The 14,855-nt window shown below is 40.5% G+C and carries 13 protein-coding genes; 3 read left to right on the top strand and 10 right to left on the bottom strand.

Features of this window, described 5'->3' with window-relative positions; genetic code table 11:
• Window positions 1-248: 248 nt before the first annotated feature.
• From nhaC to FD50_RS06630, 5 genes are all read right to left on the bottom strand, one after another.
• Entirely contained in the window at window positions 249-1,661 is a 1,413-nt protein-coding gene (nhaC, locus tag FD50_RS06650) for a Na+/H+ antiporter NhaC (protein WP_056960894.1), read from the bottom strand.
• Window positions 1,662-2,222: 561 nt separating this feature from the next.
• On the bottom strand, window positions 2,223-2,927 hold the full coding sequence (locus tag FD50_RS06645) for a VIT1/CCC1 transporter family protein (RefSeq protein WP_056960903.1): 705 nt from the start codon (window positions 2,925-2,927) through the stop codon (window positions 2,223-2,225).
• Window positions 2,928-2,940: 13 nt separating this feature from the next.
• Complete coding sequence (locus tag FD50_RS06640; RefSeq protein ID WP_056960893.1) at window positions 2,941-3,621, bottom strand: VIT1/CCC1 transporter family protein; 681 nt, start codon at window positions 3,619-3,621, stop codon at window positions 2,941-2,943.
• Between the two features lie 364 nt (window positions 3,622-3,985).
• The gene (locus tag FD50_RS06635) at window positions 3,986-4,669 is read right to left on the bottom strand and encodes an NADPH-dependent F420 reductase (RefSeq protein WP_056960892.1); all 684 of its coding nucleotides are present in this window, start codon (window positions 4,667-4,669) and stop codon (window positions 3,986-3,988) included.
• A complete protein-coding gene (locus FD50_RS06630; protein WP_056960891.1) occupies window positions 4,666-5,718 on the bottom strand; it encodes an Atu2307/SP_0267 family LLM class monooxygenase in 1,053 nt (350 codons plus the stop codon). The genes FD50_RS06635 and FD50_RS06630 overlap by 4 nt, the downstream gene beginning before the upstream one ends.
• Window positions 5,719-6,183: 465 nt before the next feature.
• Between FD50_RS06630 and FD50_RS06625 the strand changes: the two genes are divergently transcribed.
• A complete protein-coding gene (locus tag FD50_RS06625) occupies window positions 6,184-6,738 on the top strand; it encodes an NADPH-dependent FMN reductase (RefSeq protein WP_056960890.1) in 555 nt (184 codons plus the stop codon).
• Window positions 6,739-7,024: 286 nt separating this feature from the next.
• Complete coding sequence (locus FD50_RS06620; protein WP_056960889.1) at window positions 7,025-7,525, top strand: Dps family protein; 501 nt, start codon at window positions 7,025-7,027, stop codon at window positions 7,523-7,525.
• Window positions 7,526-7,837: 312 nt separating this feature from the next.
• Here the strand turns inward: FD50_RS06620 and FD50_RS06615 are convergent, their stop codons facing one another.
• The 5 genes from FD50_RS06615 to FD50_RS06595 all read right to left on the bottom strand — a co-directional run bounded on the left by FD50_RS06615 (window position 7,838) and on the right by FD50_RS06595 (window position 13,147).
• Window positions 7,838-9,676 carry an ABC transporter ATP-binding protein gene (locus tag FD50_RS06615; RefSeq protein WP_056960888.1) on the bottom strand — a complete coding sequence of 613 codons (1,839 nt, stop codon included), beginning with the start codon at window positions 9,674-9,676 and terminating at the stop codon, window positions 7,838-7,840.
• Entirely contained in the window at window positions 9,676-11,406 is a 1,731-nt protein-coding gene (locus FD50_RS06610; RefSeq protein ID WP_056960887.1) for an ABC transporter ATP-binding protein, read from the bottom strand. The genes FD50_RS06615 and FD50_RS06610 overlap by 1 nt, the downstream gene beginning before the upstream one ends.
• Complete coding sequence (locus FD50_RS06605) at window positions 11,407-11,724, bottom strand: hypothetical protein (RefSeq protein ID WP_054755690.1); 318 nt, start codon at window positions 11,722-11,724, stop codon at window positions 11,407-11,409.
• A 3-nt stretch (window positions 11,725-11,727) separates the two neighbouring features.
• A complete protein-coding gene (locus FD50_RS06600; RefSeq protein ID WP_054755688.1) occupies window positions 11,728-12,165 on the bottom strand; it encodes a TetR/AcrR family transcriptional regulator in 438 nt (145 codons plus the stop codon).
• A 124-nt stretch (window positions 12,166-12,289) separates the two neighbouring features.
• On the bottom strand, window positions 12,290-13,147 hold the full coding sequence (locus FD50_RS06595) for a fructosamine kinase family protein (RefSeq protein ID WP_201780647.1): 858 nt from the start codon (window positions 13,145-13,147) through the stop codon (window positions 12,290-12,292).
• A 206-nt stretch (window positions 13,148-13,353) separates the two neighbouring features.
• Here FD50_RS06595 and FD50_RS06590 point away from each other — a divergent pair, with 206 nt between their 5' ends.
• Window positions 13,354-14,757: an NAD-dependent succinate-semialdehyde dehydrogenase gene (locus tag FD50_RS06590; protein WP_056960885.1), complete on the top strand. Its 1,404-nt coding sequence runs from the start codon at window positions 13,354-13,356 to the stop codon at window positions 14,755-14,757.
• The last annotated feature ends 98 nt before the right edge of the window (window positions 14,758-14,855 follow it).

Genomic DNA, 14,855 nt, shown 5'->3' with positions numbered 1-14,855 from the left:
TTTATCCGGAATAAAAAAGGGGCTGTGACAAAATTTAACTTTTGTCACAGCCCCTTCTTTTTTACGTACTATCAATATTTTTCGAGTTTATATTTCATCCATCATTTATTATTACCTAGTAGAATTCCAAGACATTTACCTTTTCCAATATGTCCAAAATGATTCAGTGTAAAAACCACGTAACCAGTGGTCTGTACTGAATCCAAGCTTAAATTATTTTAGCTACTACATGTGATAGTTTTTGATAGTTAATGTAGCGTTTGTGAAGCTGTTGTTTTCTTCTCGGTTACCTTATCTGTAGTCTGCAGTCCAATTCCCATAAACCCACTTATTAAGGAAAATACCGGGCACAACAAACTAAAAAACACGAAGGGCAAGTACTGAAGTGTCGCGACCCCGAGTGCGTTAGCGATAAATACACCGCCAACACCCCATGGAACCAAGTAATTCAAGACAGTGCCACCATCTTCCAAGACACGCCCTAAAGCAGAACTTTTTAAACCACCGTTATTAAAAGTCTGCTTAAATGAACGACCTGGAAGAATAATTGAGAGAAACTGTTCACCAACAAAAATGTTGATTCCGATGCAGGCTGCCAATGCCGCAACAATCAATTTACCATGGCTGTCTAATTTTTCGGCTAAGGGAGTCATTACGGCACTAATCAAGCCGAAATTAACCAACAGTCCCCCCAGCGATAATGTTAAAACAATTAATGCAACCGTTGGCATCATGCTGACAATTCCCCCGCGCGACAAAAGCAGATTAACTTCAGTATTAGCAGTCTTAGCCACAAACCCACCAGTAATAATTGTACTAGCCTTACGCATACTCAAGTTCGGTATCGTAAAAAACATCATTCCGGCAGACACAAAAACATTCATCAGCATCGTTGGAATGGCTGCCATTTTACATGCAGCACAGACAAATACCAAGACAATTGGAATCAGTGTTAAGAGTGAAATATTAAAATTACTGGAAAGTGCAGCGACTGTTGCATTAATTTTACCCATATTAGCCTGATTATGACCACTTCCTAAAACAGCAAAAGCAATAGTTGAAAGCCCCGCTGCTGGAAGTGTTGACCACAAAATCGTCTTCATGTGGTCAAATAAGTCGGTATCAACTACTGCAGCAGCAAGGTTATTGGTCTCTGACAGTGGTGAACACTTATCACCAAAGATCCCGCCTGCAATAATTGCACCTGCAACTAAAGCGGGTGCAAAATTCATAGTTACCCCGATACCAAAAAAAGCAATCCCGACCGTTGAGACAACTGTAAAGCAGCTGCCAACTGCCGCTCCAACTAATGAACACACCAGAAATACGGTTGGAAGGAACCATTGTGCGCTGATTGCTTTAAACCCAATTACCATTAAAGTTGGAATCGTTCCTGCTGCAATCCAAGTACTTATCATTGCACCAATCAGAATAAAAATTACAATAGGAATAATTCCCTTATCAATGCCATCTTTAATACTGGCATTAACCTCTTCCCACTGCAAACCTTTAAATCTGCCCCAGAAAATGGTCACTGTAATGGCTAATAAGACTGGAATTTGTGGTGACAATCCTAAGCCAATCACGCCGTATCCCAGAATTGCTAAAATCACGATCAAAACAATAATTGCTTCTCTTAAACTTAATTTTATTTTTTTCATTCCATTCAACCTCTTTTGTAATATATTTGTATATTTAGCAAAAGTAGTTGTTTAATAACGCACAATTCCTCCATTACTGGTTCTGATTCTATTCATCTTCTCAATTCCTTTCCAGTGAACAACAAAAAGCCGCCCCTATTGTATTATTAATCCAATAGGGGCGACTCTAGCCGTGGTACCACCCAATTTGTGCCTTAAAAAGACACCGCTCACTAGAATATAATGGATTCTAGTTATTAACCATCATCGCTGATCTTACGGTATTTCGCACACCTTATCCTGATTAGTTCGCAGCAACCACTAACTTCCTGACACCCAGATAAGGGACTACTTCATGTAAACCGACATTAAATATAAATATTAAAGATGATTATAGAACGTGGATGTCATAAAAACAAGTCCATTTTTATTTATGCAAGCTAAATTAGCAACCAACGTACTTTCACATAGATATCTTTTAATTCAACGCTGACTTTTGTTCTAAGAAAAGGCAAATGTTACTCTAACATAGAAAACTCACCGAATTGTAAATTTCCTTCCCACATTAGTACACTACTTTTCTTAGAGTAAAATACCAACGCTATAGTGAATAATCATGGTCAATATCCCAATCAGGAGGTTACGCAAAATCGCAATTTTTACCAACCCATTTCCAAGCTTGGCACTCAAATAACCAGTCAGTGAAACTGAAAGGCAGACAGCAAAAATTGTAGCCTGCCACATATAATTAGCGGGACTAAGTGTCATCGCAGCTAAAGGAAAAACTCCGCCAAGCATCGCAGAAATCAAGGAAGCAACTGCCGCATCCCACGGGTTCATATATTGTCCAAGTTTTAGATTGTACTTAACATCTGTGAGTGTTTCAAGCGGCTTTTTTTGCATTAATTCACGTGCAATTTCAATTGCTGTTTCATGTGTAACACCTTGTTCGTGATAATAGGCCGCCACTGTCTGAACTTCTTGTGCGTAATTTTGCTTAAGTAGTCTTTGTTCTTTCATAACCGCAGCTTTTTCGGTATCTTTTTGTGTGCTAACTGAAGCAAATTCACCGGAAGCCATCGAAAAAGCACATGCTAACAAATCCGCCAACCCTGCAATAAAAATTGTAAACCGATTACTGGTAGCCACCGCAACACTAAAAAGGACACCGACAACGGTTAAAATCCCATCATTTGAGCCTAATACCCCAGCTCTCAAAGTATTGAGCTTCTGTTCAAGCGTAGTATGTTCGTGTTTCTTATTCTTTATTTTAGTTAAACTTGCCATTTCTTTCATTTTTCTATCCCCCAATCCAAGTTCCGATTAGAAACGTGACCAGCATCGTTAAAATTCCTGAAATCAAATTACGCAGCACTCCTCTTTTCCAATTTGCATTTCCTAAAACTGCTGCACTGTACCCGGTAATCATCAATGCAATGGCAACTGCAATAAATGTTGCCAAAACCCGGATCTTCAGCGGAAAAAGTGAAATTGCTGCAAGCGGTAAAATAGAACCCAAAGGAAAAGAGATCATTGATGAAAATGCCGCAGCATAAGGGTTTGTCATCTCATTAATTTCGAAACCAAAACGAGCTCTAACAGTTGTCCCAAGCGCATCCTTGGTCATCATCTCTTGCGTAGCTTGCTGAGCCAACTGTGGACTAATTCCTTTATCTAAATAACCTTGTCTGATATAGTCAAATTCTTGCTCATAGTTAAGTGCTAATGCTGTCTTTTGCTGAATTGTTGCCTTTTTCTGGGCGTCCTTTTGTGCATTTACCGAAACATATTCCCCCATCGCCATTGATACTGTGCCTGCCAACATTCCCGCGATTCCTGACAGAAAAATTGCATAATTGTTCGCAGTTGCTCCTGCAACCCCAATTACAATCCCTGCAACAGATAGAATACCGTCATTTGCTCCCATGACCGAAGCACGCATCACATTGACACGCTCAGCTAAACTTTTCTTCGCTTGCATGTTGTTCCCTCTCCCTAGTTTAGAATTATTATAACCTAGTAATCATTATATTCTATTATGAGAAAAAAGTAAAACTTCATTGCATTAACCAGCGCAAAAATTTTTTTCTTAATAAATTCGCTAAAAATTAGGTTGGAACAAAAGTTGCAAACTTAACGCCTTTTATCCCATTCTCTAAAGTTTCTGAGACCTGCTAGTTTCATTATTTTTGATATAAAAAAAGATTCAGCTCAAAAGACCGAATTTAAGCGGTATTTGCACTGAATCCAAGTTTAATTTTTTTATGTTGTACTGGATGCTTGATTGCTTCGAACTCCAACCACTCAACTTAAAGCTGGGATTCGCAAATTAATCAGGTACTTTTTTAAATTTCTCCCCCACGTGCGCGTAACACCTCGCGCCCACGCGGAGATTCTACAAAAGCAGCTACTAATTTTTTTAACTCAGCGAGTGAGACATTGGCTCCAAAAACTGGGCTGCCAGGCTCTAACCTGATTCCTTGTTTCAGTTCGCCAGCATAGTAAGGATCAAAACCCAAAGCATCAATCAAAACTGCAACCCTTCCTAGCCCCTGCTTGTCATTTCCTACAAATGCAATTGCTTTACGTCCCTTGGCTCCACTTGGGCGTGTTTCGTCGTATAAGTCGTGATACCCCATATGGTTAAAGGCCTTAACAACTGTGCTGTTCTTCAAATACGCCTGGACTAACTCACTGGAAGACGTACGTGCATCGTTAAGCTTTGTCTCTTTGCCATCGACTTCCCACCAATAATTCATTGCATCTACCACTAATTTATTTGCTAACTGTTTGGGATCAAGCGTCTGGTATTTTCCAAGTGGAAGTGCCAGCACAATTAGTTCAGCTTGGGCAGCCACCGCAGCAGCAGATAAGGCACCCGCACCTGGAAGCAATACTTCGACCGTTAAAGCAATTTTGGCAGGATCGCCAGAACCTGCAATCAAAACCTGATATCCTGCCTTTAAGGCTAGTTGCCCCAAGACTGTGCCAAGTTTACCAGCTCCTAAAATTCCGATTGTCTTTTTCATTTTTCTGATCCTTCGCTTAATAACTTGCGCACCCGCGGGATAACTTCTTTAGCATATAATTCAATCATGTGCATGCGCGCTGGTGCGGACAGTTCACCGGCTCCATAAGCCAGCTCAACTCTTCCGACTCCTAATGTCCTAATCATTTCTGCTAATCTCTGTGCAACAGTTTCAGGGGAACCTACATAAAATGAACCACTTTTAACTTCATTTTCAAACTGTGCTCGCGACATAGGAACCCAACCGCGATCACGCCCAATTCGGACAAAACTCTTGCGTAAATGACGCCAGCCTAATTCAAACGCTTCTTCATCTGTATCTGCAATTAATCCGTGCGAATGAACAGCAATCGGATAGGCCGGTTGAGAAAACTTAGCAGCTGCTTTTTGGTAAAACTTAATATAAGGAACAAAACGCTGCGGTGTCCCGCCAATAATTGCCAGTGTAAGTGGGAATCCATATTTTGCCGCACGTACGACCGACTCTGGCGTGCCGCCAACTGCAATTCTAGTTGCTAAACTGCCTTTTTCTGTTTGCGGGTAAATAGCTGTTTCTTTTAAGGGCGCACGCGTTTTTCCAGACCACGAAACCGGTTTCTCAGTTTTGAGTTTCGCAAATAAGGCAACTTTTTCCTCAAAAAGCAAATCATAATCTTCTAAATTATATCCATAAAGAGGAAAAGACTCCGTAAAAGAGCCACGTCCCAGTACAACCTCAGCTCTTCCATTTGAAAGCGCATCTAAAGTTGCAAAGCGTTCATAAACACGGACTGGATCATCAGAACTTAGCACGGTTACTCCCGAGGCTAGAATAATGTTTTTTGTCTGCGTCGCAATCCCTGCTAGAACTGTCTCGGGACTCGAGATTGCGTATTCTGGACGATGATGCTCACCCAGTGCAATGACATCAAGGCCCAGTTGATCAGCTAGGACCCCTTCTGCGACAACCTGGCGAATTGCTGCGGCCTGTGTAAAGAGCTGACCTTCAGCAGTTGTAGGAATATCTCCAAAAGAATCAAGTCCAAAAATTAGTTTTTTTTGCGTTGTCATCTGCTTCCTCCTTTAACTACAAAAAATATTCTTACTTTTTGTAAGCTTTATTTTATCATAATAGTCTCTTTTAGAATTGTCAATCTTCAGGTCCATTCGTTAAAATCCAAATGATCTTTAACCAAATTGGCAATTATTCATTGTATATTTTTCACACTTTTTTCAAATTTATCCCTTAATGTATAAGCATAGTCTTGATTAAGACATCCACTCCCCCAAGAGACCATATCTTTATGATAGGATGTCCATCAGGCTACTAAAATTTATCTTTTCTACTCCCTTTTCTCCGCAGTTCCCCCCAAGACTGCGGAGTTTTTTTGGCTTCGTTCGTCATAATATTGGAATTTATCATGCTAAGTGCCTAAAATAAAAATGAGGTCAGAGTATCTTATGTTGCTTTTTTTGTAACAAGTGTTATAGTTATCTTATAAATTATTTACTTACAAAAAATAAGGAGCGATGTACATGTCAAAAACAATTGGTTTAATCGTCGGTAGTCTACGTAAGGGTTCTTTCACCCGTGCAGTCGCAGAACAAATGGTAGCAACTTTGCCAGCAGGTTACACCGTAAAAAATATTGAGATCGGTAACTTAGACCTCTATAATCAGGATCTGGATGATGAGGGGAGAGCCCCACAAAGCTGGCAAGATTTCCGGGCTGCTATGAAAACCGTTGATGCTGTTGTTTTCGCAACTCCAGAATACAACCGTTCTGTTCCTGGTGTACTTAAAAACGCACTTGATGTTGGTTCACGTCCTTATGGCGCAAGCGTTTGGGATCAGAAACCAGCAATTATTTTAAGTGTCTCCCCTGGTGCAATCAGCGGATTCGGTGCTAACCATCATTTGCGCCAATCATTGGTTTTCCTTAATATGCCAACGATTCAACAGCCTGAGCTTTATATTGGCAATGTGACTGCATTATTAGATGATAATTTGAAGATCAAAAATGAAGGTACTCTCAAGTTCCTTGCAGGTGCAATGGAAACATTCACCGATTTTATTGAACGTCTGTCATAAAATAAAAGAATAGCTTAAACGTAAAGTATCTTTACACCTTAGGTAAGACACCGAGGTGGGAGATGCTTTTTTTATTTAGATAGAAGTGCCGACAACCACCGTTCAACCGCCGTAGACTAAGTCCTGAATTACAAAGTAACCTGGGTTTGGTTACGCGTAAGGCAGGCTTAGGCGCAGCCAAAAATACCCGCAATAATCGCTCTGCAACCGAGCCTATTATTTGATTGTGAAAAAGGTGCAAAGTACAATGAGGTTGAACCACAATATAGAAAGGCAGGTCTCATCAATGACAAGAACAGGAAAAACAGCTACAACACCAGATTATTCATATCCAAAAACATTGTCTCAACTCAATCAGCTTTTAGCCGATCTTGCACAGTTAAAAAATAATGTACAACAAATTCATTGGTATATGCGTGGTCATAATTTCTTTAGTTTGCATCCTCTAATGGACGATTATTCAGATCAACTTGCAGAACAAACTGATACTCTTGGTGAACGAATTATTGCTCTGGGTGGTTCACCCTTTGCTACAATTAAAGAATTCGTTGAAAATACTGGTCTCCCTGATGAGAAAATTACTTTCGATGAATTTACACTTCCAGAATTAGTTAGTCGTTTGGTCAAACAGTTCCAATATCTCCGTGACCAGTATCAGCGGGGGATTGAAATTACAGATGCTGAAGGCGATTTTCCAACTCAAGACATTTTAAACGGATATAAAAGTGATGCAGATAAGATCATTTGGATGCTTAGTGCGTATTTAGATAAGGGACCACTAGATTAGGTCCCTCCCCTCTAATTTTTTTATTTTTACAGTTGCCATCGCAGCATCCCAAAAGGAGGGGCTGTGACAAAAGTTAACTTTTGTCACAGCCCCTCTTTTATTCCGGATAAACGTGTTCCATAAGTCAAAATCTTCCGTCTGACTTTCCAATTACTCATAGCAAAGTACTCGCTATGTTCGTAATTTCGAGTTAGCACTCAAATTTTCCCGACTTATGTCACACTCTCCCCTATTTTTATTCCGGATAAACGTATTTTATAAATCAAGGCTTGAATTGGAATTGCTGCGCCGACTTCCTAATTATCGACTCTTTTACGCTGATGTTGTAAATTGACTATTATAAAGATCTGCGTAAAATCCTTTTTTGGCCAGCAATGCTGCGTGATTTCCCGCTTCGATAATTGCCCCGTGATTCATCACAATAATTTTATCAGCATCACGAATTGTTGATAAGCGATGGGCGACAATGAAACTGGTTCTTCCTTTTAATAATTTGGCCATCGCTTTTTGAATCAGGATTTCAGTCCGCGTGTCAACTGAGCTAGTTGCTTCATCCAAAATTAGAATCTCTGGATCAGCTAAAAAGGCACGCGCAATTGTCAATAATTGCCGTTGACCCTGAGAAATATTGGAAGCTTCTTCATTTAGAATCGTCTGATACCCTTGAGGAAGTTGCCGAATAAAGGAATCTGCATGTGCTGCTTTTGCCGCTTGCAGCACTTCTTTTTCACGTGCTGTTTCACGCCCATACTTGATATTATCGTAAATTGTTCCTGTAAAAAGCCATGTATCTTGGAGAACCATCGCAAAGTGCGACCGCACCGCTTCTCTTGAAAGATTGCGTGTATCGCGCCCCGCTAACCGCAGTGTTCCGCCTTGAATATCATAAAAGCGTTCCAGCAAATTGACCAATGTTGTTTTTCCAGCACCAGTTGGTCCAACAATTGCAATCTTTTCACCCGTTGTAACTGCGAGATTTAGGTTTTTAAGCACTGGCTGTTTACTGTCATAACCAAAAGCAGCATCTTCGAACTCTATCTTATATTCAGTTTCAGCTTTATCTGGAATTGCAACATGCGTTTTTTGCATCTCTTCTTCATCCAGTACTTGAAAAATACGTTCGGCAGAAGCTACTGTAGCTTGAATCGTGTTTGCAATATTGGCAATCTGAGTAATTGGTTGTGTAAACTGATTAACATATTGTAAAAAAGCCTGCACATCCCCTAGCGATAGGTTTCCATGGGCAACTTTGATCCCACCAACAACCGCAACAAAAACATAGCCCAAATTCTTAACGAAGTTCATCACAGGCATAATCAAACCTGAAATAAACTGCGCTTTCCACGAAGATTTATAGTAAAGTTCATTTTGCTCATTGAACTTTTCCAAACTCTCTTCTTCTTTATTAAAAGTCTTGACCACCGTATGTCCTGCAAAATTTTCTTCTACTTGATCATTTAACAAGCCCAAACTCTGCTGTTGCTTAGCAAAATATTTCTGAGAACGGGGTGCAATCAAAGCTACAACTAAAATCCCTAACGGGACAGTTATACAGGCAATTAAAGTTAGTTGCCAACTGATCGTAAACATCATAATCAAGACTCCAACAAATGTCACAATGCTGGTTACCATTTGTGTAAGGCTTTGTTGCAAGGTTCCTGCAATGTTATCCATATCGTTAACAGCTCGTGACATAATATCACCATTAGAATGCGTATCGTAATAATTAATTGGCAAGCGTTGCATCTTATCTTTTAAATCTGCACGTAATTTAAAAACAATCTTTTGCGAAATGTTTGCCATAATTAGCTGTTGGAAAAAGCCGAGCAAGGCTGAAACTAGGTACATTCCTCCAACGGTCAGCAAAATTACTTTAATTTTGTCAAAATCAATCGGTAGTGCCCCCGTCCGCTTCGCTGGCTGCAATCGTTGATACTTTACTACCCCATTAAAAATCTCAGTAGTTGCTTCACCTAATACCTTGGGGGAGATAATCTGAAAAATAACTGAACCGATGGCGAAGATAAAGACAAGTGCTAGGAACCATTTCCAAGGAGCCATATATTTGCACAAACGCCAGGCAGTCTGCCAAAAATTTTTTGGCTTATCAACTGTTTTACCAATATTTCGTGCTGGTCCATGTTGCGGCATTAGAGTTCCTCCTCTCGTAGCTGAGAACGCATAATTTCCTGATAGGTTTGGTTTCCAGCCTTTAGTTGCTGATGAGTTCCTAATCCAACTACGCGTCCTGCGTCTAAGACTAGAATTTGGTCAGCTTGCGTCACAGTTGCTATTCTTTGCGCAACAATTATCACAATGCTCTTTTGCGTTTGGGGATCCGTCTTCATGGCTTGCCGTAACTGAGCATCAGTTTTAAAATCCAGTGCAGAAAAAGAGTCATCAAATACGTAGACCGCAGCCGGTTTAATTAATGCACGCGCAATTGCCAAACGTTGCTTTTGTCCACCCGAAAAATTAGCCCCATTTTGTTCAACTACCGCGTCGAGTCCTTTTTGTGTTTCCTTCACAAAATCCTTAGCTTGGGCTATCTCAAGTGCATGCCACATTTCTTGATCAGTCGCAGTTACTTTGCCAACTTGTAGGTTACTGCGAACAGTTCCTTTAAAAAGAACTGCTTTTTGTTGTACAAATGAAATCGCATTGCGCAAATCACGCTGACTGCACTTGGCAATTTCTTTTCCGTCAAGCAGAATCTGTCCGGTTTCTAGGTCATAAAGTCGTGGTAATAGATTAACAAGTGTCGACTTTCCTGAGCCTGTTCCACCCAAAATTGCAAGGGTCTGTCCCGATCTCAAATGAAAATTAACGTCTTGTAGCGCTTGATTTTCAGCATGATCATATCTAAAAGCAACCTTTTTAAACTCGAGGGTATGCGACTTTTGTACCGGTAATTTTTCCGGGTCAGCAATCTCAGTAATCGAAAAATCTGTGTCCAAGACCTCATTAATCCTAACTGCGGCGGCTTGAGCTCGGGGAATAAAGACAAAAATCATTGATAACATCATAAAACTAAATAAGATCATTGCCGCATACGTCATAAAGGACACCAAATTACCAACTTCCATCCTACTAGTAGCTATCAGTTTGCCCCCAATCCAGATAATTCCGATATTGGTCATATTAAGGATCAAAATCATTACTGGAAACATTAACGATACCAGACTAAATGCTTTGACGGCTGTCTGAGTGTACGCACGATTTACGTTTTTAAACCGCTCTTGCTCAAAATGATCCTGCCGAAAGGCGCGAATTACCCTGACTCCTGTCAAACCTTCACGAAAAACTAAATTAATGCCGTCAATTCTTTTTTGCAAACTCTTAAAAAGTGGCACCGCAAAGTACATAATACTAACAATTGCAATCATTAATACCGGAATAGAAACTAGAAATACCACTGTTAACTTTCTTTCACTAATAAATGCCATAATTCCCGCTCCCACAAGCATGATAGGGGCTTGAATCATCATTCGTAAAATCATAACCGTTACATTTTGAATCTGTAACACATCATTTGTAGTCCGTGTAATCAATGAAGAAGATCCCAAATGATCCATCTCAAAATTGCCAAAATACAAAACCTTGCGGAAAAGTTCGGCACGCAGCTTAGCTCCTAATTGTTGCGCCTGCGTAGAAGCAAAAAAAACATTCCCAGCCGCTGCCAGAACACCGATAAATGCTAACAAAAGCATCAGACTCCCGCTGCGCCAGATATATGCCGTATTTCCAATAGCTACTCCCCGATTAATCATGTCAGAGGTTATTGTGGGCAACTGCAAATCACAAAAGACTTGGATAATCATAAAAATTGCCGCCCCCAACACCGCGGCCGTTGATAATCTGTTTCTAGCCAATCTAAACATCTAGTCACTCCTTTTTTCCAAAAAATACATGTTGCTACTAACTCCATTTTCAAGCCAATCCAGCTGCAAAAAACATTGCTGCTTTAATTGTGCCAGCGTAATTGTTTTATTTGCTTGCTGTGCACGAAAATAATGACGCATTGTTCTGAAAAAAATACTGCAAATCAACTCTAACAGCGCATTAAATTCTTCGTAACCAGCAAGTTTTAAATTTTTCATCGTGGTAACTGCGTACAGTGCTTTTGCCAGTGCACGCTGTTGGGCACACTTTTCTCGTTGCTGTTGCTGGTAAAGACGATAATCATGCGCTTCTATCATTATTTAATAATACTGAGCGTTAGGCCCTGTAAGCACATCAACTAAACTTTGTTCAAAAAACAAGCGCGCACCTGCAAAAAGATCTCCCCGCTCCTGTATGAGAAGCTTAACGAATAGCTGATTACGTTTTTTTTGGAGCTTTTCTACAAAATAAAGATAACAATCCAACTTGTCTTCAAAGTATTGATAAAAACTTCCGCGTGCAATTCCGGCAGTTTTGATAATTTCATTGATTGAAGCATCTGCAAAACTCTTATACTCAAATTCTTTTTTAAGCGCCCTGAAAAGTTGCCGTTTCTTGGTAAGCTCTAACCGATAAAAGGTTGCTTTGGGCATCTTGGAACCTCCTTTTTTAAAGCTTTTAATCGTCAATTGCTGCAGGTGCGTGTTCTGTCGAGCATCTAAGGCAAGCGCGCTAATCATAGCCCTAAGTACGATCATAAAATGACCCCCTAAGTTTGATTTTTAGTCTAACTTTAGGGGGACGCTCACATTCATATGACAAGGTGTCATTATAAATGTTTTCCACACTCAAAACAATCAATCAGTCCTTTTCAACTACCAATCAATAATTTGCTATTTGTTGTACTACCCGCTGCACACTTGCTGCATAAGTGCTGCCAAACTTATTAAGGTGAATTAGCAAATAATATAAGCGGTATAAGTCTAAGCGTTTTTCGTAACCTTGAGCAAATGGAAGCAATTTTGCATAAGCCCGATAAAATTGTTCACTAAATCCACCAAAAACCGTCGTGACTCCTAGATCAAATTCACGATCGCCATAAAAAGCTGCCGGATCAATCAAGGCTGGGCGCCCGTCAGCAAGAAAAAGATAGTTGCCGCTCCATAAGTCACCATGCAGTAAAACCGGCTGGCTTGGATGATTCTGCAATAACTGTACGATCTGCGGCCTAACTTGTTTATAACGGGCGATTGCTCGCTGATCCCATAAACCCTTATCAGCAACAGCTGTTGCCAAAACATCCAATCTTTTTTCTACAAATAACTCGACCCAAGAATCTGTCCATGTATTGTCTAAAGTAATACTGGAACCGGAGTATGGTAAAGCATACCCGAACTTGCCATTTGGACTGTGCTGCATATGCAATTTTGCAACCAACTGACCTAATTCGGCTTGTGACCCACTTCCTTGTTCCAGATAATTCAAGATTAGATAGGCATCCCCCTGAATTTCTCCATGCGCAATGACTCGCGGTGCCAAAATACCAGCTTTTTTAAAGTCTTCTAACCCCGCGATCTCAGCAGCATAAAAAGAAGCGGTCGTCTGTGGTTGGACGAGTAAAAAAAAGTTTCCTGTTGCAGTCCTTAGGCGAAAAGCTTGGTTAACATCTCCACCTCCGACAGGCTGAACATCCAGAATCTCTTTTAAAGGTAGTGCTTGCAACCATTCCTTTTTCAAAATTGGTACCTCCCAATTAAAAATAAAAATCATCCAAAAATAATATTGACCTCATCCATTAATTATATTACTATCTGTTTGTAAACGGAATGTACTATCCCGCTACTTATATTCTATGCCTTTGCTGAACTCAGACTAATAATTTGCTTTTAAAAATTAGTTGGTCATATACTGAGGCTGGAATAAATATTCAAGGGAGGGTTTTAATAATGGCTTATAAAACTATTAATCCATATACAAATGAACTAGTTAAAGAATATCCCACAGCAACTTCTGCGGAGATTGAGGCAGCACTAGAAAAGGGCGATGCGCTCTATCACAAATGGCGCCAAGAACCAGCAGCAGGACGTGCTGCAAAGTTGCATGAAATTGCAGCCTTACTGCGCAAAAATGCTGAGGAGCTTGCTAAAGTGTTAGTTGTCGATATGGGCAAATTAATCAATGAGGCACGCGGCGAAGTTGAATTGTGTGCAATTATCGCAGACTATTTTGCAGATCACGGTGCTGAAATGCTCAAACCCACACCACTATCATCACAAGCTGGTGCTGCACGTATTGAAAAAGATGCGACCGGTGTTTTATTGATGGTTGAGCCGTGGAATTTTCCTTACTATCAAATCATGCGTGTTTTTGCTCCTAATTATATGGTCGGCAATCCCATGATTTTGAAGCATTCTTCTAATACCCCAAGTTCAGCTGTAGCATTCGAAAAAGTAGTTAATGAAGCTGGCGCACCTGCAGGAAGCCTGACCAACTTATTCCTAAGCCATGATCAGGTCACTGATGTCATTGCCGATGCACGAGTTCAAGGAGTAGCTCTAACAGGCTCAGAACAGGGTGGTAGTGTAGTTGCAGAAGCTGCTGGAAAGTATCTTAAAAAGTCTTCAATGGAGCTAGGCGGCAATGATGCTTTTGTAATTTTAGATGATGCAGATCTTGAACAGGTCTTAGAAGTTGCAAAACGTGCGCGTACGTATAATGCAGGACAAGTCTGCACTTCATCCAAGCGCTTTATTGTTGCAGATAATCTTTACGACGAATTCTTAAAACGCCTTGGTGAAGACTTTAAGCAACTCAAACCCGGTGATCCGCTTGATGAAAAAACAACCTTAGCTCCTCTTTCGACTGCGTCCGCAAAGAAGAAGATTCAAGCGCAAGTTGATGCTGCAATTAAGGCTGGTGCAACTCTTTATCAGGGTAATCAACCAATTGATCTGCCAGGACAATTCTTTGAACCAACTATTCTGACAGACATCACGCGTGACAACCCAGCCTACTATGAAGAAATGTTTGGACCAGTTGCACAAGTCTACCGAGTTTCAAGTGAGGCAGAAGCAATTGAACTTGCTAGCGATTCGCATTACGGTTTAGGCGGAATTGTCTTCTCAGGTGACGTAAAACGCGGTGAAAAAGTTGCTAGCCAGATTGAGACTGGGATGGTCTTTGTTAATACAGTGCTATACACTCTCCCAGAGCTCCCATTCGGCGGTATCAAACGTTCAGGTTATGGTCGTGAAATGAGCAGTCTGGGCTTAAATGCTTTTGTTAATGAAAAATTAATTGTGTCTGTCGCTAAACCAGACCTTGATAATGCTGCGGGTGCTTTATTTTAGAAGTGCTGACAACCACCGGTAGCCTTGAGCACTAACAACAAATTACAAAATAAACTTGGACAGCTTTGAACAACCTTAATTTATCACCAAAAATCAGC

Source organism: Liquorilactobacillus satsumensis DSM 16230 = JCM 12392 (genome assembly GCF_001435195.1).
Lineage (GTDB): Bacteria > Bacillota > Bacilli > Lactobacillales > Lactobacillaceae > Liquorilactobacillus > Liquorilactobacillus satsumensis.
The sequence above is the reverse complement of the archived record's forward strand: the minus strand, read 5'-3'. Positions and strand labels throughout refer to the sequence as shown.